Annotated in this window: 23 protein-coding genes and 1 tRNA gene; 9 read left to right on the forward strand and 15 right to left on the reverse strand. The window is 63.8% G+C overall.

Annotation, left to right across the window (positions count from 1 at the left end):
- Nucleotides 1-3: 3 nt before the first annotated feature.
- The 8 genes from AC2FL1_RS13715 to AC2FL1_RS13750 all read left to right on the forward strand — a co-directional run bounded on the left by AC2FL1_RS13715 (nt 4) and on the right by AC2FL1_RS13750 (nt 10,159).
- Nucleotides 4-1,089, forward strand: a complete 1,086-nt coding sequence (locus AC2FL1_RS13715; RefSeq protein WP_496877316.1) for a branched-chain amino acid ABC transporter permease — start codon at nt 4-6, stop codon at nt 1,087-1,089.
- Nucleotides 1,082-1,879: an ABC transporter ATP-binding protein gene (locus tag AC2FL1_RS13720; protein ID WP_496877317.1), complete on the forward strand. Its 798-nt coding sequence runs from the start codon at nt 1,082-1,084 to the stop codon at nt 1,877-1,879. Before AC2FL1_RS13715 ends, AC2FL1_RS13720 begins: the two co-directional genes overlap by 8 nt.
- The gene (locus AC2FL1_RS13725; RefSeq protein ID WP_496877318.1) at nt 1,872-3,929 is read left to right on the forward strand and encodes an ATP-binding cassette domain-containing protein; all 2,058 of its coding nucleotides are present in this window, start codon (nt 1,872-1,874) and stop codon (nt 3,927-3,929) included. Before AC2FL1_RS13720 ends, AC2FL1_RS13725 begins: the two co-directional genes overlap by 8 nt.
- 72 nt (nt 3,930-4,001) lie before the next feature.
- Nucleotides 4,002-6,866 (forward strand): flotillin family protein, encoded by a 2,865-nt coding sequence (locus AC2FL1_RS13730; RefSeq protein WP_496877319.1) that lies wholly within the window; start codon nt 4,002-4,004, stop codon nt 6,864-6,866.
- 2 nt (nt 6,867-6,868) lie between these two features.
- Nucleotides 6,869-7,306, forward strand: a complete 438-nt coding sequence (locus tag AC2FL1_RS13735; RefSeq protein WP_496829367.1) for an SRPBCC family protein — start codon at nt 6,869-6,871, stop codon at nt 7,304-7,306.
- On the forward strand, nt 7,303-7,758 hold the full coding sequence (locus AC2FL1_RS13740) for an SRPBCC family protein (RefSeq protein ID WP_496877320.1): 456 nt from the start codon (nt 7,303-7,305) through the stop codon (nt 7,756-7,758). Before AC2FL1_RS13735 ends, AC2FL1_RS13740 begins: the two co-directional genes overlap by 4 nt.
- A 31-nt stretch (nt 7,759-7,789) precedes the next feature.
- Nucleotides 7,790-8,638 (forward strand): N-acyl homoserine lactonase family protein, encoded by an 849-nt coding sequence (locus tag AC2FL1_RS13745; protein ID WP_234182801.1) that lies wholly within the window; start codon nt 7,790-7,792, stop codon nt 8,636-8,638.
- Nucleotides 8,639-8,641: 3 nt separating this feature from the next.
- Nucleotides 8,642-10,159, forward strand: a complete 1,518-nt coding sequence (locus AC2FL1_RS13750; RefSeq protein WP_496877321.1) for an aldehyde dehydrogenase (NADP(+)) — start codon at nt 8,642-8,644, stop codon at nt 10,157-10,159.
- Between the two features lie 33 nt (nt 10,160-10,192).
- On the opposite strand, the gene AC2FL1_RS13755 is transcribed toward AC2FL1_RS13750, so the two are convergent.
- Both AC2FL1_RS13755 and era read right to left on the reverse strand, forming a co-directional pair.
- Nucleotides 10,193-10,519, reverse strand: a complete 327-nt coding sequence (locus AC2FL1_RS13755) for a DUF1491 family protein (protein ID WP_496829373.1) — start codon at nt 10,517-10,519, stop codon at nt 10,193-10,195.
- Between the two features lie 58 nt (nt 10,520-10,577).
- Entirely contained in the window at nt 10,578-11,483 is a 906-nt protein-coding gene (gene era, locus AC2FL1_RS13760; RefSeq protein WP_496829375.1) for a GTPase Era, read from the reverse strand.
- Nucleotides 11,484-11,665: 182 nt separating this feature from the next.
- On the opposite strand from era, the gene AC2FL1_RS13765 reads away from it, so the two are divergent.
- The gene (locus tag AC2FL1_RS13765; protein ID WP_496877322.1) at nt 11,666-13,051 is read left to right on the forward strand and encodes a multicopper oxidase family protein; all 1,386 of its coding nucleotides are present in this window, start codon (nt 11,666-11,668) and stop codon (nt 13,049-13,051) included.
- Nucleotides 13,052-13,104: 53 nt separating this feature from the next.
- Here the strand turns inward: AC2FL1_RS13765 and AC2FL1_RS13770 are convergent, their stop codons facing one another.
- The 13 genes from AC2FL1_RS13770 to AC2FL1_RS13830 all read right to left on the reverse strand — a co-directional run bounded on the left by AC2FL1_RS13770 (nt 13,105) and on the right by AC2FL1_RS13830 (nt 24,513).
- Complete coding sequence (locus AC2FL1_RS13770; RefSeq protein ID WP_496877323.1) at nt 13,105-14,799, reverse strand: acyl-CoA dehydrogenase family protein; 1,695 nt, start codon at nt 14,797-14,799, stop codon at nt 13,105-13,107.
- A 123-nt stretch (nt 14,800-14,922) separates the two neighbouring features.
- Nucleotides 14,923-15,486, reverse strand: a complete 564-nt coding sequence (locus AC2FL1_RS13775) for a hypothetical protein (protein ID WP_496829381.1) — start codon at nt 15,484-15,486, stop codon at nt 14,923-14,925.
- 8 nt (nt 15,487-15,494) lie between these two features.
- The gene (locus tag AC2FL1_RS13780) at nt 15,495-15,788 is read right to left on the reverse strand and encodes a helix-turn-helix domain-containing protein (RefSeq protein WP_496877324.1); all 294 of its coding nucleotides are present in this window, start codon (nt 15,786-15,788) and stop codon (nt 15,495-15,497) included.
- A gap of 265 nt (nt 15,789-16,053) precedes the next feature.
- Nucleotides 16,054-16,129: transfer RNA gene (locus tag AC2FL1_RS13785), tRNA-Val, on the reverse strand.
- A gap of 63 nt (nt 16,130-16,192) precedes the next feature.
- Nucleotides 16,193-17,272, reverse strand: coding sequence for a molybdenum ABC transporter ATP-binding protein (gene modC / locus AC2FL1_RS13790; protein ID WP_496829405.1), 1,080 nt, complete (start codon nt 17,270-17,272; stop codon nt 16,193-16,195).
- On the reverse strand, nt 17,269-17,961 hold the full coding sequence (modB, locus tag AC2FL1_RS13795; RefSeq protein ID WP_496829407.1) for a molybdate ABC transporter permease subunit: 693 nt from the start codon (nt 17,959-17,961) through the stop codon (nt 17,269-17,271). The genes modC and modB overlap by 4 nt, the downstream gene beginning before the upstream one ends.
- Before the next feature lie 3 nt (nt 17,962-17,964).
- Nucleotides 17,965-18,714 carry a molybdate ABC transporter substrate-binding protein gene (modA, locus tag AC2FL1_RS13800; RefSeq protein WP_496829409.1) on the reverse strand — a complete coding sequence of 250 codons (750 nt, stop codon included), beginning with the start codon at nt 18,712-18,714 and terminating at the stop codon, nt 17,965-17,967.
- 65 nt (nt 18,715-18,779) lie between these two features.
- Nucleotides 18,780-19,151, reverse strand: a complete 372-nt coding sequence (locus AC2FL1_RS13805) for a winged helix-turn-helix domain-containing protein (RefSeq protein WP_496877325.1) — start codon at nt 19,149-19,151, stop codon at nt 18,780-18,782.
- 79 nt (nt 19,152-19,230) lie between these two features.
- Nucleotides 19,231-20,256, reverse strand: coding sequence for a type I glyceraldehyde-3-phosphate dehydrogenase (gene gap, locus AC2FL1_RS13810; RefSeq protein ID WP_496877326.1), 1,026 nt, complete (start codon nt 20,254-20,256; stop codon nt 19,231-19,233).
- Nucleotides 20,257-20,404: 148 nt separating this feature from the next.
- A complete protein-coding gene (locus tag AC2FL1_RS13815) occupies nt 20,405-21,391 on the reverse strand; it encodes an ABC transporter ATP-binding protein (RefSeq protein ID WP_496877327.1) in 987 nt (328 codons plus the stop codon).
- Entirely contained in the window at nt 21,388-22,383 is a 996-nt protein-coding gene (locus AC2FL1_RS13820) for an ABC transporter ATP-binding protein (RefSeq protein WP_496877328.1), read from the reverse strand. Before AC2FL1_RS13820 ends, AC2FL1_RS13815 begins: the two co-directional genes overlap by 4 nt.
- Nucleotides 22,380-23,504: an ABC transporter permease gene (locus tag AC2FL1_RS13825; protein WP_496829419.1), complete on the reverse strand. Its 1,125-nt coding sequence runs from the start codon at nt 23,502-23,504 to the stop codon at nt 22,380-22,382. The genes AC2FL1_RS13820 and AC2FL1_RS13825 overlap by 4 nt, the downstream gene beginning before the upstream one ends.
- A gap of 4 nt (nt 23,505-23,508) precedes the next feature.
- The gene (locus AC2FL1_RS13830) at nt 23,509-24,513 is read right to left on the reverse strand and encodes an ABC transporter permease (RefSeq protein WP_496877329.1); all 1,005 of its coding nucleotides are present in this window, start codon (nt 24,511-24,513) and stop codon (nt 23,509-23,511) included.
- Nucleotides 24,514-24,526 lie beyond the last annotated feature (13 nt).

Here is a 24,526-nt window from a genome sequence, read left to right on the forward strand (position 1 = left end):
GCGATGTCATCGAACCTTCGTCCGGATACCCTGGCCAATCCGCAAGCGCCGCGTTGGTGGCTGTGGATTGTCGACCGCGTCGCGACCGTTCCTGGCCGGTCCTGGGCGGTGCTGCTGATCCTGCTGGTGATGCCACTGGTCGCCAATGATTTCTTCCTGTTCCAGATATTTGGCTGGAGTTTCATCCTGGGCATCGTGGCGCTTTCGCTGATGTTCCTTGCGGGCTATGGCGGCATGGTCAGCCTGATCCAGATGTCGGTGGCCGGGCTTGCGGGCTACATGGTGGCGTTGTTCGGCGAAAGCGGCACCGCAATCAGCCTCGGCCTGCCATGGTGGTTCGTGCTCCCGGTGGCGATCGCAATCGCGACGCTGTTCGGCGCGCTGGTGGGTCTGCTGGCGGTTCGGACCGAGGGCATCTACACCATCATGATCACGCTCGCGATGGCCTCGGCCTTCTACTATTTCACCCGCCAGAACTATACGATCTTCAACGGGTATACCGGTTTCAACCTGGTTCTGCCGCCAGCGCTGTTCGGGGTGGATTGGCGTCAACCTGTCGCCTTCTACTATCTTACCCTTGGCATCGCCGGGCTCTGCTACCTGCTGGTGGCATATGTCTCCCGCGCACCGTTCGGGCTGGCCCTCCAAGGGGTCCGTGACAACCCCCGTCGCATGGCGGCGCTGGGCTTCAATGTCACCGCGCATCGGGTGGCGGCCTATGCGTTCGCGTCAGTTCTGGCCTCGATCGGAGGCATTCTGCTGGTCTGGCAGAATGCCCAGATCGCGCCGGGCACGGCAGGGATCCATGCAACCTTCGACATCCTGATCATCGCCGTGATCGGCGGGCTCAGCCGGCCCAGCGGTCCATTCCTGGGGGCGTTTCTGTTCGTGCTTCTGGCGACTTTTGCGCCCGATCTGCTGCGCGCCATCGGCGCCTCGGGCGAACGCTACAAGATGCTGATCGGCGCGATCTTCCTGATCGTGGTGTTTGCCTCGCCGGATGGAATTCTGGGCCTTTGGGAGCGGTGGAGAGCGCGGATGGCCCGCGACGACATGATACGCGGCCAAGGGGGGCGGAACAATGAGTGAAACCGGATTGGAAAAAGCTGCGGTCGCGGTCAGCAACTCAGCTTCGTCTCATGCGCTTGAGTTGAGTGGAGTGTCCAAACTCTTCGGTGCGCTGGCCGCTCTTAGTGAGATCGACCTGGCGATAAAGCCCGGGGAACGCCGGGCCGTTCTGGGGTCGAACGGGGCGGGCAAGACCACGCTGTTCAACTGCATCACCGGAGATTTCCTGCCGAGCAGTGGCCGGATCCGCATGTTCGGCGAGGATGTCACCCAGTTTCCGGCGCAGGAGCGTATCCGCCGGGGATTGCGGAGAACCTATCAGATATCGCTTCTCTTCAACGGGTTGACCGTTAGGGACAATGTTTATCTTGCGTGCCGGGGCATATCGCGGGGGCGGTATTCGTTTTTGCGGCCAAGGGCCGATGACAGCCTGATGCAAGCCACCGAGGACCTGATTGCCGCGGTGCATTTGAGTGATCTGATCGACACGCCGGTCGCTGTCCTGGCCTATGGCCAGCAGCGTCAACTGGAGATCGCGCTGGCCCTTGCAGGTGCGCCGCGGCTGATCCTGTTCGATGAGCCGGCGGCCGGCCTGTCCCCGACCGAACGGCGCGAACTGGTCGAGATCCTGACCGGTCTGCCGAGGCATATCGGCTATGTCATCATCGAGCATGACATGGACGTGGCGCTGCGCGTCGCCGAGCGGGTCACGATGATGCACAACGGGCGCATCTTCAAGGAAGGGTTGCCCGAAGAGATCGAGAACGATCCCGAGGTACAGGCGCTCTATCTTGGAGGTGGCCATGAGTGACGGACGCAAAGCATCGGCGCCCGCTCTCGAGATCAAGGGACTCAACGTATATTATGGCGCCAGCCACGCCTTGCAGGGCGTGGACCTGGGCCTGAATGGCGGAGTGCTGTCCGTTGTCGGGCGAAACGGCATGGGCAAGACGACCCTTTGCAAGGCGATCATGGGTCTGGAACCCGCCAGTTCGGGTACGATCAGTTTCGGCGGGCAGGTCCTCAATGGCAAGTCACCGGCGGAAATCGCGCGCATGGGGGTCGGTTATGTGCCGCAAGGGCGTAGGCTGTGGCGGTCACTGACGGTGGACGAGCATTTGCGCCTCGTGGCGCGAAGCGGTGGCGCCTGGACCATCGAACGGATCTACGACAGTTTCCCGCGCCTCGCCGAGCGCAAGTCGAATGGCGGCGCACAGCTTTCGGGCGGGGAACAGCAGATGCTGGCAATCGGGCGGGCGTTGTTGCTCAACCCAAGGCTTCTGGTCATGGACGAGCCGACCGAGGGGCTGGCGCCGGTCATTGTCTCGCATGTCGAGGACATGCTGCTGAAGCTCGCCGCCGAGGGTGATATCGACGTTTTGGTAATCGAGCAGAACATCGGCGTAGCCACCAGCGTGGCCGAGACCGTGGCAGTCATGGTCAATGGGCGGGTCAGCCGGATCGTCCCTTCGCGCGATCTGGCGGCCGATCGCGACCTGCAGCAACGACTTCTGGGCGTCGGCCAACATGCCCATGACGAGGATGCGGATGCCGAACCGACCCAAAGCGATATGCAGGCCGGCTCGCTGATCCAGCAGTACCAGGCAGCAAGCTATCCGATCCCGCAGATCACACGGTGGTCCTCGATCGCGGGTGCGGGCAACAAGCCCATCGTCCGTGGCACCGAAGCCGACCAGCCGGGCATTCTCGTGCTGGGGGCGCTGAGCCGGACCGCCACCGAAATACGAACGACCCGCGCGCTGTTGCGGGAGGCGGGACACAAGGTCACCACGGTCGACATCTCTACAGCGGCCGACCCGGCGTCATTGGCGGATGTCCCCGCCCATCAGCTTGCGGCCTGGCATCCAAGGGGTGCCGCCGGCATCCATGACGGGGTGACACCCGACCCACGACTTGGCGTCGCCGAGGCGCTGGAGCGTTTCCTGACAGCCCGGCCCGGCGTCGAAGGTGTTCTTGCCATTCTCGACCTTGGCGAGGCGGCGATCATCGTGCCCCGGATCATCGCGACGCTTGGACAGGTGCCGGTTCTGGTGGTCGCACCGGCGGCGTCGAGCGATCTTTTGACCATAGTAACCGGCGGTCGGTTGCTGGTGTTTCCGGCCGATGGCGACGCGGGTCTCACACGCGCGGTTCGCGCCGGAGCCCAGGCCATAGCGGGACTGCTCGCCCCCGTCACCGCAGGGGACACCGGGGCGCGCGTGGCTGGTCACGTCGCGCTGATTTCGGGCTTGGCGGGCGGATCGCGGGCCGCGTCCGTTACGGCGATGCTGGGGCATAATCATCGCTGTGTCACCTACGCGCCGACACGGGCGGGGGTGGACGAACTCAAACTTGCCATCGCGTCCGGGGTTGTAAAAGCCGTTATCGATCTGGATCAGTCCGATATCGCAGCGCAGATGCTCGGCGGCGTGATCGACACGGTTCCTGACCGGATCAAGGAACACTGCACCGCAGGTTGCCCCTATATTTCGGTCCTCGGCGGCGGCGACCTGATCTATGCGCATCGGCCGGATGGGCCGGGCATATCTATCCGCAAGACGGTCCGGGCCGAAGCCGAAGCCGTCGGACGGAGCTATGCCGGTGCTTTGAACACGGGCAACGGCAGGATTACGGTGATTGTACCGACAGCCCCGCAAGGCAGCCCCGCATTCTGGACAGGCGACGCGTTTGTCTCGGTTTTCGAGGAAAGCGGGCAGCGCAAGCTTGTGCGTTCACCCGGCGCCGCGTCGAGCGGCGAGACCATGCAGTATCTGGCCCGCGCCCTTGACGAGAGCCTGAAGGGTGGCGCGCCGGGCCGCCGGTCCGCGGTCGCCTCCGTCTATGGGGCAAGCGCGCCATGAGCCCGATCATCACCACAAAACAAGACAAAGCCGGGGCGGCAACTCCGCCCGCACCTCTAGGGAGGATATGAAATGGAAGCCGGACAAATCATCGCTCAGCTAATCCTGTGGCTGATCGTTGCGGTCATCGTGATCGCCATCATCTATTGGGTCATGCACTGGCTCTATCGCCGCTCGACCAAGGAAACCGCCTTTGTGCGCACGGGTTTCCTGGGTGAAAAGGTGGTCGTGGATGGTGGTGCCTTCGTCTGGCCGATCATCCACGACATCACGCCCGTCAATATGAACACGCTGGCGCTGCGCATCAGCCGCACCCGGGAAGCGGCGGTGATCTCGCATGATCATGTCCGGGTCGATGTCGAGGCGGACTTCTTTGTCCGTGTTGCGCCGGATCGCGAGTCGGTATCCATCGCGGCAAGCCGGCTGGGCCGCAGAACGCTGAACCGCGAAGAGGTTCAGGGGCTTCTGGAGGGCAAGTTCGAAAGTGCGCTGCGGTCTGTCGTGGCCGAGCTTGATCTGGTGACTTTGCAGGAACAGCGCCACACCGTCGTCAAACGGATCAAGGAAACCGTGCAAGAGGACTTGCGGTTCAACGGGCTTGAGCTGGAAACGGTGGCTATCCTGGACATCGACCAAGCAGGGCTCGAGTTCTTTAATCCCTCCAACCGGTTCGATGCCGAGGGGATGACCGCGCTGATCCGCGATATCGAGGAAAAGCGCCGGTTGCGCAACGATATCGAGCAAAGCGCGATGATCCAGATCCGCAACCGCAACCTGGCGGCTGAACGCGAGGCCTTGAATATCGACCGCGAAAGCGAGCACGCGCGGCTGGAACAGGAGCGCGAGATAGAGTTGCGCCGCGCCCAGCAACAAGCCGAGATTGCCCGTGAGCGCGCAGAGCGCGAAACCGAGGCGGAGAATGCCCGGATTGCCGCGCGAGAGGCGACCGAGACGGCCCGGATCGCGACCGAACGCGCCATCCGCAGCCAAGAGATCGACAGGAACCGGCAGATCGACGCGGCCGAAATCGAGGCGCGCGAAGCGACCGAACAGGCGCGACTTGCACAGGACCGTAGCCTGACAGCGTCGCGGATCGCCCACGAGCAGGAGATCAAGGCACTGGAAATCGCGCGCAGCGAGGCGCTTGAAGCCGCTGAAATCGCCGCGCAGGAAGCGACCGAAAGGCAACGCATCGCCCAGCAGGCCAAGATCAGCGAAATGCGCATCAGCGAGGACCAGCGCGTGCGCGCGCTGGAAATCGAGCGCAATCGCCTGGTCGAGGAGGCCGAGATCGCTGCAAATCAGGCCGTCGAGGCGGAACGCATCGCGCAGCGCAAGGCGATAGATGCGGCCCGGATCGAAGCCGAAAGCGAAACCCGCAGCAACGAGATCGCGCGCAACCGCGCGGTGGATGAGGCGCGCATTGCCGCTGACGAGGCGCTGGACGCGGCCCGTATCGCACAACGCAAGGCGGTCGAAGCCAAGCGGATTGCGGTCGAAGAAGAGTTGCGCACCCGCGAGATCGAGCGTGAGCAGGCCAATGAACAGGCCGCGTTGATGATGCGCAAGGCTGTCGAGGCCGAACGGATCGCGGTCGAAAAGGCCGTGAAGGCCGAACGGATCTCGGCAACGGCTGAAACCGACCAGATGGAAATCGAGCGTAACCGGGCGATCGACGAGGCCCGCGTTGCCGCCGAGGAGGCAGTCGAGGCGGCGCGCATCGCGCAAGCCGCCGAACTGGCCGCCCGCCGCATTGCCACCGAAGAGGCGACCCGCACCCGCGAAATCGCCCGCGACGAGGCTCTGGACGCCGCGGTCATCGCGCAGCGCGAGGCGGTTGAGCGCAAGCGCATCACCACCGAGCTGGCACTGGAGCAGGAACGCATCGCCAGCCAACAGGAGCGCGAGATCACCAACATCCGCAGCCGCGAAGAGGTCGAGACCGCCGAGATTGCCCGCGAGGTGGAACTGTCGGCCAAGCGCAGCGCCAAGGCCGAAGCCGATGCAAAATGGCGCCGTGCCGAGGTCTCGGCCCGCTCTGTCGTGGAATCGGCTGAGGTTGAACGCGAAAAGACATTGGAGGCCGCACGGCTGGAACGGCGGCGGGCGCTGGAGCAGCTGGAGATCGCTCGTCATCAATCGTTGCGCGAAGCCGAGATTGCAAGCCACGAAGAGATCGAGCGCGCGCGCATCGCGTCGGAACGCGGGCTGGACGAGGCACGCATTGGTCACGAGACCGAACGCCGGCAACTGGAAATCGGTCGCGAGAAGGCCGTCGAAGCGGCCAATATGGAAAAGGCCATCATCCTGTTCCAGAAATCGCTTGAGGAATCCGCCGCCCGCGCCGAGGCAGAACTGGCCAAGGCCCGTGCCGTCGAGGCATCCGAACAGGTCCTGACCGCCCGGGAAACCGAAGCCGCCCGCCGTAAGAGCAGCATCGACGTTCTCATGGCGGAAAAGGCCGCTCAGGAGGCTAGGCTGGCAGCCGAAGCGGCCAAGATCCGCAGCGCAGTCGAGGCCGAAGCTCAACGCCTGATGAACGAGGCCGAGAATGTCCTGACCGATCCGGCGCGGATGTCCCTGTTCCGTCGCAAGCTGCTTGAACATGTCGAGGGTATCGTCGCTGCCTCGGTCAAGCCCATGGAAAAGATCAATGATATCAGGATTATGCAGCTGGATGGCATCGGGGCGAACGGCGCCGGCACCGGCAAGAGCGGCAGCCCGACCGATGAAGTGATCAATTCGGCTCTGCGCTATCGGGTGCAGGCGCCGCTGGTCGACAGCCTGCTGGCCGACATCGGCATCGACGGCGCCAATATCGCACGTCAGGGCGGGCTTCTGCGCGAGGCCTCGGACCTGAACCGCATCGTGCAGGACGAACGTCGGGACGCGAAGACGAACAAAGACGTGGGTGATGTCCGGAAGGGCAAGGAATAATCATGCCACGGGTCTTTTATTCGGCGATCCTCAAGGCGCCATCGGACCGTATCTGGCAGGTCTTGCGCGACTTTGGCGGATTGCATCGGTGGCTGCCCGGCGTCGTCCAATGCGCGGTCGAGGATGGCTGCCGGGGCGATCAGGTCGGTGCGGTCCGGCAACTGATCGTCCGCGATGGTGGCGCGTTTCGTGAACAGCTTGTCGCGCTGTCGGATTACGATCTTACGCTGGCCTACACGATCCTCGAAGCGCCTTTCGCGCTGACGGATCACCTTGCCGAGATGAGGGTGATCCCCGTGACCGAGGGTGGCGGAAGCTTCGTCGGCTGGTCGGCAGAGTTTAACTGTCCAACGACCAGCCAGGACAAGACAAGCCGGTTCATGGTTGACGAAGTGTTCCGGCCGGGTCTGACCGCATTGGAGCGGGGGCTGACAACATGATCCGGGTGATCCGTTCCGCTGCCTATCCGGCTCCGGCCGATCAGGTCTGGCAAACGTTGTGTTCTCTGGGCGATCTGGCGCTTTGGCATCCCGCTGTCCAGTCCAGCCGCTCAGTGGAAGCGCCGCGCGCCCGCGTGGGTGCCGTCCGCCATGTCGCGACGCGTGACGGGCTGAGCATGGAAGAAGAACTGATCGCTTTCGCGGAGCGTGATCGTCGCCTGGAAATACTGACCCGGACTGCCCCGGTCCCGCTGTCGCTGATGTGGCAGGCTTTGACGGTCTTCGGAGTGACGGCGACCGACGGCGCGGTTCTGCGCTGGGAGCTTCGGGCGGACGGGGCGCCCGACTGGACGGACCGGATCCGGGTCTGGTTCGGCGATGGATACATTCCCGCCGGACTGCATGGTCTGGCCGCCCATCTCTCGGTTCAACACGACAAACCGATCAACTGACATACGAACGATCCATCAAGGAGGACTACCAATGGCGTTGGAAATCAAGGTTCTGGACTATGGCGATATCGAGCTTGAATCGAGCTTCCTGGTGCTTGGTCACGAGTGTGGCCGGGTCAAGCGGGTACCGGTCTACGGCTTCCTGATCCTGGGCGGCAGCCACCCGGTGCTGGTTGATACCGGCTATCGCGACAATGCGATCATGGAGTCGCTGGGCATGCGCGGCTTGCAGTTTCACGAGAACATGATCGAGAACCAGCTGGCCAAGCATGGTCTGAAACCCGGCGATATTCGCTATATCTGCCACACCCATCTGCATATCGATCACGCAGGCAAGGACGACAAGTTCCCGATGAACACGACGGTCGTGGTGAACCGGCGCGAGATGGAATGTTCGGTCTCGGGGTTGATGCACCCGCAATACCCGATGCCGGACATTCAGCACCTCGTGGAACGTATTCACACCCCCGGTGCGTTGCGTTTCGAGGACCTGGAACTGACCGGCGAGATCGAACTGATCCCTGGCGTGACGCTTGAGGCGGCGAATGCCCATACCGAAGGGTCGATGAATGTGCATGTGCAGACCGCCGAAGGTCGTGCCACGATCTGCGGTGACGTGATCTATGACATCAACACCCAGATCGTCGAACCCTACCGCCAGACGCAGGATCACGAACCGCAGGTGACAGGCAACCATGCCGGGAGCAAGCGGGCCGAGAAGGCGGCGATCAAGAAGCTGCTGAACAGTTCGGATTTCCTGCTGATGGTACATGACAAGCCAGCCAAGGTCGTCGACAAACAGATCGCCGGGCGGCTGGACATGCAGGTCCCGGGTCCGGTGGTTTCGAGCCTGCCCAAACGCAACTGGTTCCCGGTCTAAACCGTGGCCCTGCGCGATGACCAGATCGGTGGCCAGCTGATCGGCAGCGGCTGGCTTGCCGGACAGGGCGAGAAGTTCCTGTCTGAACCGGCCAGCGGCGCAGCGCGTCGATTCACTTCTGCGACCACCGCAGAGGTGGACGGTGCGGCGCGGGCGGCAGAAGACGCATTTGCCGCGTTCGCCGCCACGACCGCGCAGCACCGCGCGCGGTTTCTTGACCGGATCGCCGCCGAGATGAGGGCGCGAGAAGAGCGGATCACCGTGATCGCATGCGCGGAAACGGGCCTGCCCGAGGCCCGGATCAAGGCCGAGTTCGTACGCACCATCGGCCAACTGCGCCTGTTTGCGCAGCATGTTCTGACCCGTGGCTGGCTCGATGAGCGCCACGATCCGGGCTTGCCCACGCGCACCCCGCCCCGACCCGACCTGCGCTTGATCCAGCGCCCGGTGGGCCCGGTCGCGGTATTCGCGGCGTCGAATTTTCCGCTGGCCTTTTCGGTCGCGGGCGGGGATACGGCCAGTGCTCTGGCCGTCGGGTGCCCGGTGATCGTCAAGGCCCACCAGGCCCATCCGGCGACATCGGAAATTGTCGCCGACGCGGTCGACACCGCCCGCAAGGCCGAGCGACTGCCGCCGGGTACCTTTGCCCTGTTGCAAAGCGCGACGCGTATGACCGGCACGGCGCTCGTCACGCATCCTTTGGTGCGGGCCGTGGGCTTTACCGGTTCGACCGCTGGGGGACGAGCGTTGTTCGATCTTTGTGCGGCGCGCCCGGAGCCCATCCCGTTCTACGGTGAATTGGGATCGGTCAACCCGCTGTTCGTGCTGCGCGGGGCGGGGCTGCGACGTGGTGCCGAGATCGCGCGCGCTTGGGCCGCCTCCCTGACGCAAGGTGCAGGCCAGTTCTGCACCAAGCCTGGTCTCGTGATCTTGCCGGCAGGCGAGATTGCCGAACGGTTCCTGCAAGTCGCCGTCGAGGCGCTGGCTGAGACACCGTCGCAGTGCATGCTGAGCGATACGATCGCACAGGGCTTCCGCGTCAGCATTGCCCGGCTGGAAGAGAAATCGGGCGTTGTCACAGGCCATAACACGGTTGCCAAAGAAGGGCGGGACATGGGGCCGGTATTGCTGCGAACGACGGCCGATGCCTTTTTGGCCGATGCGGAGATGGCCGAAGAGGCGTTTGGGCCGGGTGGGCTTGCAATCACCGTTGCCGATCCGGAGGAAGCGGTGGCTCTGGCCCGGTCCCTCTCGGGCCAGCTGACGGCAACGGTTCATGGCGATCCGGAAGACCAGGCCGAGGCGCATGCGCTGTTTAGCATCCTGGAGCGCAAGGCCGGGCGACTGATCTGGAACGGATTTCCGACTGGTGTCGAGGTCGCCGATGCGATGGTTCACGGCGGACCTTTCCCGGCCTCGACAAATTTCGGACATACATCTGTCGGAACGCTGTCGATCCGGCGCTGGCTGCGGCCCGTCTGTTATCAGGATATCCCGCCCGGGCTGACCCCGGTTCGGTGACACGGTCACCCCGTTCGGCGCCTTGAAAACGGGTCAGAGCCCGTCCTGATCCAGCAGATGGCGCCCCTCGCGGTCTTCGACCTCGATCACCCAAAGATCGGGGTCGAAGCCACGCTGACGGGTGATCGCTGCATCCACCTCGAATTCCGGCCCGCTGGTCAGAACTGCCCAGGATTGCGCGCCGCTCATCAGATCGTATTCGCGGTGATAGGCCACCGCCTGCCCGTCAAGCGTGTTGAGCTTCACCAGAACTGCGCCGGCTGTGTCGTCGCCATGCGACATGACATAGGCGGGGATATTCATCAGGCGCAGGCGTGCCAGATAGGCATGTACCCAGAAATCCGCCGTCAGTCTCGCCATGCACTTTCCTTTCGGCGGCGCGAGAGATTTTTCGTCGAAAAATCTCGGCCTGCGCGCCTCAGTTGCCGTCCTTGAAATCGAGGCCCATCTCGGAATAGCGCTCGGCCTCTTCCAGCCAGTTGGGGCGCACCTTGACCTGAAGGAAGAGGTGGATCTTGCGGTCCAGGAACTCTTCCAGCTCGGCCCGCGCCGCCTGTCCCACAGCCTTGACGGTTTCACCGCGCTTGCCCAGCACAATGCCCTTGTGCCCGTCGCGCATGACATAGATCACCTGGTCGATCCGGGCCGAGCCGTCCTTGCGCTCTTCCCAGTTCTCGGTCTCGACGGTCAGCTGATAGGGCAGTTCCTGGTGCAGGCGCAGGGTCAGTTTCTCGCGGGTGATCTCGGCGGCGATCATCCGCATCGGCAGATCGGCGATCTGGTCTTCGGGATAGAGCCAGGGGCTCTCGGGCAGTTCCGCCGCCAGCCATTTGCGCAGGTCGTCGACCCCGTGGCCCCGCTCGGCCGAAATCATGAAGGTGCGGGCAAACTCGAACCGCGCGTTCAGCGCCTCGGACAGGCCCAGCAGCTTTTCCGCGGGCACCCGGTCGATCTTGTTGATGGCCAGCGCCACGGTGCGGCCCTTGGCAATCTCGGCCAGCCCTTCGAGGATGCGCTCCACCCCTTCGGTGATGCCGCGATGCGCCTCGACCATCAGCACCACGATATCGGCATCCGCCGCGCCGCCCCAGGCGGCGGCGACCATGGCGCGGTCAAGCCGCCTGCGCGGCTGGAACAGGCCCGGCGTGTCGACAAAGACGATCTGCGCCTCGCCTTCCATCGCGACGCCGCGAATGCGCGTGCGCGTGGTCTGAACCTTGTGGGTGACGATCGACACCTTGGCCCCGACCATGCGGTTCAACAGGGTCGATTTGCCCGCGTTGGGCTCTCCGATCAGGGCGACAAATCCGGCGCGTGTGGTCATGGGCTGGTCCTGGTTGCAAGTCGCACCCTCTACAGGGTTTTGCGCGCGCTCGCCAGAGGGCAATTGCCGGGCAGCGACCAGAGGGCGCATTGTGGCTAGCAAGACCTCATGGCAGCCTGTGTCTCAGGTCCAGCCAAGCAATCAGCCCGGCCTCTTTCCTGATCATCGCAAAGAGGTGTCGCATGTTTCGTCGCGATCTGTTGTTTGGTGGGGCCGCCCTGTTGGGGGCGGCCGGGCTGGCCCGTCTGGGTTCGGCCGCCGCGCCGCCCGAGGCGCAGGATCTGGTGATCCAGCGCGCCGCCTATCGGCTGCGCGCGCAGGACACGTTGGGCATGGTCAGCCTGTCGCCCGACGCGCCGCCGCCGGTTCTGTACGGGCGGCAGGGGCAAGAGATGCGGTTCACTGTCCGCAACACGCTGGATGAGTACACCGCGATGCATTGGCACGGGCTGAGGATCGCCAACGCGATGGACGGGGTACCCTATCTGACCCAGATGCCGATCGGCCCGGACGAGAGGTTCGCCTATGCCTTCACCCCGCCCGATGCGGGCACCTATTGGTATCACCCTCATTGCATGACGATGGAGCAGATGGCCCATGGCCTGACCGGGGTGATGGTCATCGCCGAGGCCGAGGACCCGGGGTTTGACAGTGAAGAGGTCATAAATCTGCGCGATTTCCGGCTGGACGCGGCGGATGCCTTCCTGCCGGCCTTTACCGCGCGGGGCGCAGCGCGGGGCGGTACCATGGGCAATTTGCAGACCGCCAACTGGCGGCAGGGGCCTGTCTATGATCACAGCGCCGGGTCTTTGGTGCGGCTGCGGGTGGTCAATACCGACACGACGCGGATCTACAAGCTCTATCTCGATGGCGGTATGGCGAGGATCATCGCCTGGGATGGGCACCCGGTCAGCATCGCGATGCCGGTGCCGCGCGCGGGTGCGCCGCTGTTGCTGGCGCCCGGTCAACGGGTCGATCTGGCGCTGGCTATGCCGGTGGAGGAGGGGCGGCAGGTCGGCCTGATGGCCGATCTGCCCGGCCAGCCGCCCCGGCTGATGGCCGGGCTGCGCGCTGTCGGCTCTGGTCCCGCGCGCGATCTGGCCGAGTTGAAACCGCTGGCACGGAACCCGCTGGCCCAGCCCGACCTCGACCGCGCCGAACTGCACGAGTTTGTCTTTGGCTGGACGCCAGAGGGGAATGCGCCCAATGACGGGTTTTGCGGCACGCTGGGCTATACGTTCTGGTCGATCAACCGCACGCCCTGGGCTGGTGATGGGGCGACGGGCACGGCGCCACTGGCGGTGCTGGAACGCGGCAAGAGCTATGTTTTACGCCTGCGCAACGAATCGCCCAACATTCATCCGATCCACCTGCACGGTCTGGCCTTTGTGCCGATCGCGTCGAACCGGCGCAGCCTGCCGCCGCTCTGGACCGATACGATGCTGCTGTTGAAGGACGAGGTGATCGACATCGCGCTGGTGGCCGACAATCCGGGCGACTGGGCGTTCCATTGCCATGTGATCGAGCATCAGAAAACCGGGTTGACCGGGTTCCTGCGGGTGACCTGAGGCAACGAAGAAGCCCGGCACAAGGCCGGGCTTTTCAAACCGTTGAAGATGGATCAGCCCAGCAGGCGGCGGGCGATCACCTGGGCCTGAATTTCGGCGGCCCCTTCAAAGATGTTCAGGATGCGCGCATCGCAGAGCACGCGGCTGATCTTGTATTCCAGCGCAAAGCCGTTACCGCCATGGATCTGCAAGCCGTTGTCGGCCGCGGCCCAGGCCACGCGGGCGCCCAGCAGCTTGGCCATCCCGGCCTCGAGATCGCAGCGGTGGCCGTGATCCTTTTCCCAGGCGCTGAAATAGGTCAGCTGGCGGGCGATCATGATCTCGACCGCCATCATCGCCAGCTTGCTGGAGACGCGGGGAAAGGCGATCAAGGCGCGGCCGAACTGTTTGCGGTCCTGCGCATATTGCATGGCGATATCCAGCGCCGATTGCGCCACGCCGATGGCGCGGGCGGCGGTCTGGATACGGGCGCTTTCAAAGGTCTCCATCAGCTGTTTGAAGCCCTTGCCCTCTTCTCCGCCAAGCAGGTTCTCGCCCTTGACGTGGAACCCGTCAAAGCCCAGCTCGTATTCCTTCATGCCGCGATAGCCCAGAACCTCGATCTCGCCGCCGGTCATGCCGGGGGTGGGGAAGGGCTCGGCATCGGTACCCGGCGTCTTTTCGGCCAGGAACATGGAAAGGCCGCGATAGTCGGTGGTGTTGGGATCGGTGCGCGCCAGCAGCGTCATCACATGAGTGCGCGCGGCATGGGTGATCCAGGTTTTGTTGCCGGTCACCTTGTAATCGCCGTTCTCGTCCTTGACCGCGCGCGTGCGCAGGCTGCCAAGGTCGGAACCGGTGTTCGGCTCGGTAAAGACAGCAGTGGGCAGGATCTCGGCGCTGGCGATGCGGGGCAGCCAGCTGGCCTTTTGTTCGTCGGTGCCGCCCGCGATGATCAGTTCGGCGGCAATCTCGGACCGGGTGCCCAGCGAGCCGACGCCGATATAACCACGGCTGAGTTCCTCGGAAACGACAACCATCGACGCCTTGCTGAGGCCAAAGCCGCCGAATTCCTCGGGGATGGTCAGGCCGAACACGCCCATCTCGGCCAGTTCCTCGATCACCTCCATCGGGATCAGCTCGTCCTTGAGGTGCCAGTCATGGGCAAAGGGTTCAACCTTTTCCACCGCATAGCGGCGGAACTGGTCGCGGATCATCTCCAGCTCTTCGTCCAGACCCGAGGCGCCGAACATGGTGGCGCCGGCCTGCTCCTGCATCAGCTCGACCAGACGAGTGCGCGCGGTCTGGGTGTTTGCCTTCGCCATCAGGGTCTGTACTTCGGTGGCCTGGAAGCCCGACAGGGCGTCCCAGCCCAGACCCAGATCCTGAAGCCGCACGACCTCGCCCTGGTTCATCGGGATACCGCCGGCCAGCTGGTGCAGGTACTCACCAAAGGCGATCTGGTGAATCAGCTGTTCGATCTCGCCGAATTTGCCATCGGCCTGCAATGCTTCGGCCCAGCGCTGCATCTGGTGCAGAGACTGTTGGTAGGTGGCGAGCCAGGACAGGCCATGTGCGGCGGTCTGGTTGGCGTCGAGCAGGGCCCCCGACACGCGACCGCCTTCGCTCACCATCTCGCGCACGGTTTCGCGGGCGCGCTCGAACAGTGCATCCACCGGGGCAAGCGCCGCGCCGGTCAGGCTGAGAAGGTCGGGCAAAAGAACGGTTTGCGTGGTCATCGTCATCGGGTCCTGTCCGTCATGGGCCATGAATCACATCCTCTCTTGGTCCGTCCGGTCATATCATTTTGCACATGCAGCGCAACAAAAATGCGAGGAATGCGAAGAAATGGACCGAAAATTACGTGATGATTTCGCGCATGCAGCGCAGGATCAGAGACGCCGACCAAAGGCGCGAAGCGCATAGAGTAGTGCCAGCATGCCGAAGAACAAGCCCGACACATCGCCGATCAGATACGCGACCGCCTCGACCGGATCGCTGCCAAAGGCGAGATTGGTCAAGCTGGCGATAATCAGAGAGGTCACGATGCCCACACCCATCACGCACAGCCAGCAGGGCGGGCGCAAGCGGTTCGGGAACAGGTCAAATCCGAGGGTCCGAAGCAGGTGAAAACAGGCCGGAACCGTGCCAACTGCTATCGCTATGGCGAACAGACGGCTGGGCAGCAGTATATCCATGCCGCCAACATAGAGAAATGTGGCAATTACCCCGGGCAGCAGGGCCGGGATCGCGCGCCATCCCAGCAGCCACGCGGAAAGGACACGGACCCCATGCGGCAGGAACAGCAGGCTGGCCCGGCTCGAATACTCGGGAAAGATCAGGCTCTGGAGGGGGAGTACCAGTTCGAAAGTTATCAGGATCGTGGCAAAATATGCGCCCGAAACCACGGCTGTTTCGACGCCCAGCTGGCCTAAACTGCCCTCTTTAGTGCCCATGTGCGGGCTCAGTTATCTGGAGAGCGGACGACATAGCAGCCCCGGTTCATGGTGCTGCATTGCGTAAGGTATCCCTTGTTTACCAGAGATTTCAGCGCCCGAAAGAAAGTCGGCCGCGATACCGTTTCAAGAAGTGCGTGTTCTATCAACCCGACGGTACGGACCCGGCTGTCATCTTCTGACAACTCGCTGGCCGCGTAGTAGATGTCTCGCTCGACCGGACTCAGGTCTTGCAGGCCAAGTGTACGTTCCATGCTGTGCAACAATCGGCGCAGTTCCGCCAGCTTCGAGAGGGTCTGCATTCGGGGAAGTGGTCCTGATTTTTCTGAGCGGCTTTTTGCACAGTTTTATAGCACAACAGGCTAGCTGCCAAGTTTTCGAGGGGTATCATATTGACACAAATCTGGATTTCTTTAGAGTAGAGCGCCTAATAGGGCTGCGATTAGAGTGAGTGGTGGCAGCCAAAAGGCTCTTTCAAGACATACGCCCGGTGCCGCAAGGCATCGGGCTTTTTTTGATTCTATGTGGCGTTCCGAGGCCGGCGAACGCGTGTGTCTCATGCGGGGATGGTGGGTGATGAGAGACTCGAACTCCCGACATCTTCGGTGTAAACGAAGCGCTCTACCAACTGAGCTAATCACCCGTGCCGAGCGGGTTTAGCCAAGCGGCGGAACATGCGCAAGGGGCATTCGTCGTTCGCGTGATGTTAGCGTCCGATATCCTCGGGTGCGATGGCGACCGACTTGATGACAGCGTGGCAGGGCGCGCCCGTGGTCAGTTCCAGAGCAGCGGCCGATCGGCGCGTGATGCGGGCCAGCACGGTGCCCGCGCGGGTGGATACCGAGACCAAGGCACCCGGCCCGTCACCGCTGCGGATCTGCGCTACATGACCGGACAGGATATTAAGCGCCGAAAGCCCCTCGGGGCGCTGGCGTGACAGGATCACCTCTTGCGCGGGGATGCGCAGGCGCAGCGCCGTGCCCTCGGGCTGTGCTATGCGCGGCAGGAACAGGCGTTCGCCTCCGGCCTCAAGTTCGGTCAGGCCGTCGGTGTGATGGGCAATCACCCGCGCTGTCAGGATCGCGCCCGCGGCGCGGGCGCCCAGCGGAGTGACGGCGGGGTCGGCCAACACCTCGGCGGCGCTGCCCTGCCGGATCACGCGACCGTCCTGTAGCACGATGACGGTCGTGGCCAGCCGGGCGACCTCGGCGGCGGAATGGCTGACATAGAGGATCGGGATCCGGGTCTCGTCACGCAGCCTTTCCAGATAGGGCAGGATCTCGGCCTTGCGCGCCTCGTCCAGGGCGGCGAGCGGTTCGTCCGCCAGGATCGTACGCGGATTGGACAGGAGCGCGCGGCCGATCGCGACCCGCTGACGCTCACCTCCCGACAGGGCACCGGGGCGGCGGTCTAGCAAAGAGCCTATCCCCAGCATCTCGATCACCTGTGCAGGCGAGGTAGGGCCGGCCCGGCCTGAGAACCAGCGACCATAGCCCAGATTTTGCCGCACGGTCAGATGCGGGAACAGGCGCGCGTCCTGAAACACATAACCCATGCGCCGACGATGCGGCGGCAGCCAGATTCGACTGGCGCTATCCTGTAGAAACTGGTCCCCCAGCGCGACACGCCCCCGTTCGGGGCGCAAGAGACCGGCCACCGCGTTGATCACCGTGGTCTTGCCGCTGCCCGAGCGCCCGAACAGTACGGTCAGACCAGGCGGCGCTGCAAAGGCCACGTCCAGTGTGAAACCCTGCATCGGATGGCGCAGTTCAACTTCAAGCTTCATATGCCCGCCACCCGTCTGGCAGCGCGCCGGGCCAGTACCTCTGAGGCCAGAAGCGCCCCCAGCGCCAGCACGACTGAGATCAACACCAGCCGCGCCGCGGCGCTCTCCCCGCCCGGCACCTGCAAGAAGGCATAGATGGCCGAGGGCACAGTTTGCGTCTGGCCGGGTATGTTCGAAACAAAGGTGATCGTCGCCCCGAACTCTCCCATCGCCTTGGCAAAGCCAAGGATCGCCCCGGCGATCAGGCCAGGCAGGATCAAGGGCAGGGTGACGGTGGCAAATACCCAGATGCGCGAGGCACCCAGCGTGGCGGCGGCCTGTTCCAGTTTCGGGTCAACCGCCTCGATAGACAGGCGGATGGCGCGGACCATCAGCGGAAAACCCATCACTGCAGCCGCCAGCGCCGCCCCGGTCCAGTGAAAGGCCAGTGTCAGACCAAGCGAGGCCAGCGCCTGACCCAGCGTGCCGGTGGGGCCGAAACTGAGCAGCAGCAGATAGCCGGTGACCACCGGGGGCAGGATCAGCGGTAGGTGCACCAGCCCGTTGAGCAGCGTCTTGCCAGGAAACCGCCCGCGTGCCAGCGCATGCGCCACGAGAAGCGCAAGCGGCAGCGACAGCGCCGTCGCCCAGGCCGAGACCTTCAGCGACAGGGCCACCGCCTGCCATTCATCAGGGCCGAGCCACGCCATGGGTCAATCCTCCACCGGCAGGAAACCATGCCGGACAAAGACCGCCTGCGCCTCGGTGCCAAACAGATGCACAAGGAAGGAACGCGCCGCGGCATTCTCTTGTCCCGCGACCAATGCGGCTGGATACAGGATCGGCGGATGGCTGTCGGTGGCAAAGGTCATCAGCTGAGTGACGCGCGGGTCGGCGCGCGCATCGGTGGCATAGACGATGCCAAAGGGCACGGCGCCGGTGGCCACCAGCGCCAGCGCGGCGCGGGCATTGTCGGTCTGGACCACGCGCGGTGCGAGTTGGTCCCACAGGCTCAGATGAGTCAGCGCTGCCTTGCCATAAATTCCCGCTGGCACCGCTTCGACGAGCGCCATGGCGATCCGTCCGGTGCTGGAGGTCAGATCAGCCGGGGTTCCGTTAGGCGCGTGTCCCGCCGGGGCGATCAGAACCAGCCGGTTTGACACCAGGTCGCGCCGGCTGGCAGGGTCGATTCGGCCCTGATCAGCCAGCCAGTCCATCCAGCCGGGATTGGCCGAGACAAATACCTGAGCTGGTGCGCCCAGCCCGATCTGACGCGCCAGAACCGAGGATCCGGCAAAAGATAGAGCAACGCTGTTTCCTGTCGCTGCCTCGAACCCGGTGGCGATCTCGTCCAGCGCGGTTTTCAGGCTGGCCGCGGCAAAGACGGTGATCTGTTCCGCGTGCGCAGGTCCGGCCAGCAGCAGGGCGCAAGTGAGCGCACGAAGGAACAGGGAAAGGGTCAACGACGGCTCCGGCAAGCGATATGTCTGGATGGAAATATCGCTATGGGCGCGGGCAGGTGCAAGGGCTAACTGCCGGTCTCGTCCTTTCGTAGCAGGGATTGCAGATGTTCCGCATGTGGGGCGCCCGCGCTGTGGCAGGCGGTTTCGAACCGGCGGTAGGCGGCCAGAACCTCTTGCCCGGTCGGGGTCAGGGTGGCGCTGCCACCTTGGGCACCGCCTCGAGCACGCGTCACCACCGGGTCACGGAACATGGCGTTCATCGTCTCGACCAATTGCCAGGCCCGCTTGTAACTCATTCCCATCGCGCGCCCAGCCGCCGCGATCGAACCGGTTTGCGCGATATGGTCCAGCAACGCCGCCTTGCCCGGACCAATCATGCCGGTTTCGCCAAAAACGAGGCGCAGTTTGTAGACGGGGGGCGGGCGTGTGTCGCACATGGCCCGAGTCTGGCGCGTCATGTGCGCGGGGGCAAGAGAGGCCGGCCCCGAGGAGGGGAAAAGGGCCCGGCCTGATGGCTCAACCCGCCAACCGCTGGGGGGCAAGCAGCAACGCGCCGATCCGGCGCCCGGTATCCAACATCCGGTTTGAAAAGCCCCATTCGTTGTCATACCAGCTGACCACCCGCACCAGCCCGTCCGCGGTGACGCTGGTCTGGGCGGCCGCAAAGCACGAGGAATGGCTGTCATGGTTGAAATCGACCGAGACCAGCGGATCCTCTTCATAAGCGAGGATACCGGCCAGCGGCCCCTCGGCGGCGGCGCGGATGGCGGCGTTCACCGCCTCGCGGGTGGCCGGACGCTCGGGCACGAAACTCAGATCGACCAGCGAGACATTGGGCGTGGGCACCCGGATCGCCGAGCCTTCGAGCCGGCCCTTGAGATGCGGCAGCACCTCGGAAATGGCGCGCGCCGCGCCGGTCGAGGTGGGGATCATCGAGACCGAGGCCGCCCGCGCGCGATAGAGATCGCGATGCGCGGTGTCATGGGTCGGCTGGTCGCCGGTATAGGCGTGGATCGTGGTCATGTAGCCGGTCTTGATGCCAAAGGCGCGGTCCAGCACCATCGCCACCGGTGCCAGGCAATTGGTGGTGCACGAGGCATTGGACACGATCAGATCGTCAGCGGTCAGCGTATTGTCGTTGACGCCAAAGACCACGGTACGGTCCGCTTCCTTGCCGGGGGCCGAGATCAGCACCCGTTTCGACCCGTTCTCCAGATGCCGCGCGGCCTGTTCGCGCGCAGTGAACAGCCCGGTGCATTCATAAGCGATATCCACATCGGACCAGGGCAGATCCTCGGGGTTGCGGATCGCTGTCAGGCGGATGCTGTTGCGGCCCACGATCATGCGGTCGCCCTCGACCAGTACCCGCGCCCGCAGACGGCCATGCACGCTGTCGTATTTCAGCAGATGCGCCAGGGTCTCGGGGCTGGCAAGGTCGTTGATCGCCACCACCTCGATATCCTCGGCGCCGCTTTCGACCAGCGCCCGCAGCACCCCGCGACCGATGCGGCCAAAGCCGTTGATTGCCACTTTCAGTGTCATGCCGTCCTCCATCGATGTGCCCGGTTGGCTCAGTTGAGAATTTGTTAGCGCTAACAAATCAAAAAAGCAATCGCTTTCTGGGACAGGTGAAGGAGGCGCCTGACCCGTTCAGGCGATCCTGCAGCGCAACCCTCGTAAAAACCGCAGTCTAAAGAAGCTCTTGCCAGCGGTGGCAGGCAACCGCGTGGCCGCCCTCTGTTTGCAACACGGGTTCGCGTGTTTTGCACAGGTCCGTCGCATGCGGGCAGCGGGTGTGGAACTTGCACCCAGGGGGCTGGTTGGTGGGAGAGGGGATCTCACCCTCAAGCCTTTGCGCACGGTCCCGGTCATCGGGGTCGAGCGACGGGATCGCTGAAAACAGCGCCTTGGTATAGGGGTGGCGCGGTGCTGCGAACAGCTTGCGGGTCGGCGCGCTTTCCACGATCCGGCCCAGATACATCACCGCCACATGGTCACAGCTATGGGCCACCACGCTCAGGTCGTGGCTGATGAACATATAGGTCAGGCCCAGCTCGGACTGGAGGTTCTTCAGCAGGTTCAGGATATCGGCCTGGATCGACACATCCAGCGCGGCGACGGATTCGTCGGCCACCACGAAACGCGGCCCCGAGACCAGCGCGCGCGCGATCGAGATCCGCTGCCGCTGTCCGCCCGAGAAGGCATGCGGAAAGCGGCGCAGATGTTCCAGGTTCAACCGGCATTTCGCCGCGATCTCGCGCACGCGGGCATCGGTTTCCTCGCGCGAGGCGGTCAGCCCCATCACCTCGAGCGGTTCGGCGATGATGTCGCGCACGGTCATGCGCGGGCTGAGCGCGGCATAGGGATCCTGAAAGATCAGTTGCGCGCGCTTGCGATAATCCTTCAACTCGGCGCCGGACAGGGTGGCGAGGTCGTAACGCACCTCGCCATCGTCATAGGTTGCATGGCCGCCGGTGATCGGCACCGCGTTGAGCAGCGCCCGGCCCAGCGTGGTCTTGCCCGAGCCGCTTTCGCCCACCACGCCAAAGAACGACCCGCGCGGGATACCGATGGAAATCCCGTCCACCGCCTTGAGCGTCTTCTTGTTGAAGAGACGCCCGCCCACGGGAAAGCCCACCGTCAGGTCGCGCGTCTCGATCAGCAGTTCCTCGGTCATGCGGCGGTGTCCTGATGGCAGAGATGGCAGGCGGTGCGGTGATCCGGGCCGGTATCGGCCCAGCCCGGCACCGCTGTACGGCAGATATCGCCGATGATCCGGGTACAGCGGGTGTGGAACACGCAGCCGTCGGGCCGTTCCAGCGGCGAGGGGATGTCGCCCGGTACCGGCTGCAAGGGTTTGTCCAGATCGTCCAGCTGCGGCAGCGCGTCGATCAGGCCACGGGTATAGGGGTGACGCGGGTTTCGTATCACCTCGCGTACAGGACCCTGCTCGACCATGCGGCCCAGATACATCACCGCCACCTTGTCGGCGGTCTGTGCCACCACGCCCAGGTCATGGGTGATAAAGATGATGCCCATGCCGAACTCGGCCACCAGATCCTTCATCAGGTCGATCACCTGCGCCTGGATGGTCACATCCAGCGCCGTGGTCGGCTCGTCGGCGATCAGGAGCTTGGGCCGCGTCGACAGTGCCATGGCGATCATCGCGCGCTGGCGCATGCCGCCGGACAGTTCGAACGCGTATTGGTTGAACCGGCTGGCCGCATCAGAGATGCCGACCCGGTCGAGCATCTCGATAGACAGGTCGCGCGCGGCGCGTTTGCTCAGATCGGTGTGGATCAGCAGCTGTTCCACCATCTGGCTGCCGATGGTCATTGCTGGCGCGAAACTGGCCATCGGCTCCTGAAAGATCATGCTGACAGCGCCGCCACGCACGATCTCCATGTCGCGCGGGCGTTTCAGCGACATCACATCCACCGGCCCGCCGTCCAGGTGCAGGGTGATCCGGGTAGCGGGGTCGTAAACGGCATTGGCGGCGTTCAGCTTCATCAGCGCCTTGGCGGTCACCGACTTGCCCGAACCGCTTTCGCCCACCAGCCCCATCACCTCGCCTGGGGCGAGCGAGAACGACACATCCTCGACCGCGGTGATAAGCCCCTCGTCGGTGCGGAATTGCAGCGTCAGGTTCTCGACGTCGATCAGGCTCATTTGCGGCTCTCCGAATAGGGATCGGCCGCGTCGCGCAGACCATCGCCGACAAAGACAAAGGCCATGACCAGCGCGATGAAGAACAAGACCGGGATGAAGTACCACTGATAGTTCAGCAGCACGTCGGCCTTGGTCACGTTCTGCAACATCACGCCCAGGCTGTTGACCGGGTCCTTGAGGCCAAGCCCGATAAAGCTGAGCGCGGTTTCGCTGAGCACGACATAGGGAAACGAGATCACCAGATCGACGATGATATAGCTGGTGAAACTGGGCAGCAGGTGGCGGCGGATGATGTGGCTGGGCGAGGCGCCGCATAGCTGCGCGGCCAGCACGTATTCCTGATTGCGCTCGGTCAGCAGGTGCGTGCGCACCCGGCGCGCCAGCGTCGGCCAGCCGACCAGCCCCAGGATCAGGGTAATGACAAAGAACCGCGTCTCGGCCGACCATTCCGGCGGGATAAAGGCGGCGATGGCCATGAAAAGCGGGATCGAGGGTATGGTGCGCACCGCGTCCGTCACCATCTGGATCACGCTGTCGATCATGCCGCCATAATAGCCCGCGATCCCCCCGATGGCGAGCGCCAGCACGAAAGAGATCAGAACCCCAAGCGTTCCGACCTGCAGCGAGGTCCAGACCGCATGCAGGGTGCGGCTGAAGATATCCTTGCCTGCACTATCGGTGCCGAACAGGTGGACATAGCCCTGATCCATGCCGAACAGGTGGATGTTGCCGGGGATGAAGCCGAACAGCTTGTAACTGTCGCCCTGAACGAAGAACTGCACATAGCGCCGTTCATCCTCGTTCACCTTTTCCACCCAGCGAAAATTGGTGGCAAGCGAGCGTTCACGGGTGACCGTGTGCAGGAAGGGGCGCAGGGAACAGCCGTTCTTGTCGCAGAATTTAGGGATCTGCGGCGCGCCGTTCAGGTAATCCTTGTCCCGCCCCGCGACGGTGGGGTCATAGGGCGACAGGAAGGGGGCAAAGAGGCCCGACAGGATCAGCACCACGAGCACGGTGGCCGCCACCATGGCGGCGCGCTGTTTCTTGAACCGTGCCCAGATCAACTGCCGCTGCGAGGCGGTGAAATAGGCTTCCTTGGCGGTCTGGCTTGGGGCTGTCATCGGATCACCTCAGGATGCTCTTGCGCACGCGCGGGTCGATAACCGCCAGCAGGATGTCGGTGGCAAAGTTCAACGTCACGATCGAGGCGGTCAGAAGGAAAATGATGGCGCCCGCCAGTTGCTGGTCGTTCGAGCGCGCCAGGGCTTCGAGCAGCAGCGATCCGGCCTCGGTCAGGGTCAGGATCAGCGCCACGATGGGCAGTTCGTTGAAGATACGGTTGAGGTCGAAACCCAGCGAATTGACGATCGGCCCCAGCGCATGCCGCGCCGGATAGCGCCACAGCAGGCGCCGGCCATAAAGCCCGCGCGCGGCGGCGGCGGTGACGTATAGCTTGCCGATCTCGTCCGACATCAGCGCGCGCACGGTTTGCAGGGCAAAAGCAGTGGCCGACCAGCCCAGGATAAACACAGGCAGCCAGGCATGTTTCAACAGGTCCAGCACCCGGTCGACCGACCAGGGCGCCTCCTTGTATTCGGGCGAAAACAGGCCCGTCAGCGTCTCGCCGAAATAGACGGTCGAGATCAGCATCACCATCAGCGCCAGCAGGAAATTGGGCATCGCCAGCCCCAGATAGCTGACCACGCGCAGCGAGTTGTTCAGGTAGGGATTGCGCGAGGCGGCCGAGATGATGCCGACCGGAATGGCGATCATATAGGCCACGAACAGCGCGCCCAGACAGATCCAGAGAGAAATCCAGAACTTGTCGCCCAAGAGTTGCGCGATATCGACACGCAGGATGCAGCTATCGCCGAAATCGCCCTGGAACGCGCCCGCCAGCCAACTGGTCCAGCGGGTCAGGAAGGGTTGATCCAGCCCCAGCCGGGCGCGCTCGGCCGCGATATCGGCCAGCGTGATGGCGGAGCCTTGGGTGTTCTTGTAGGCCAGATAGCGCTCGGCACAGTCGCCGGGAACCAGCTCCATTAGCGAGAAGACGATCAGCGACACGATCACCAGCGTGATCAATGCCATAACCGCCCGCGTGGCGGCAAATCGCGCGAAATGAAGCATCGAGACCTCGTTG

It is taken from the genome of Ruegeria sp. YKSF070 (assembly GCF_059612725.1).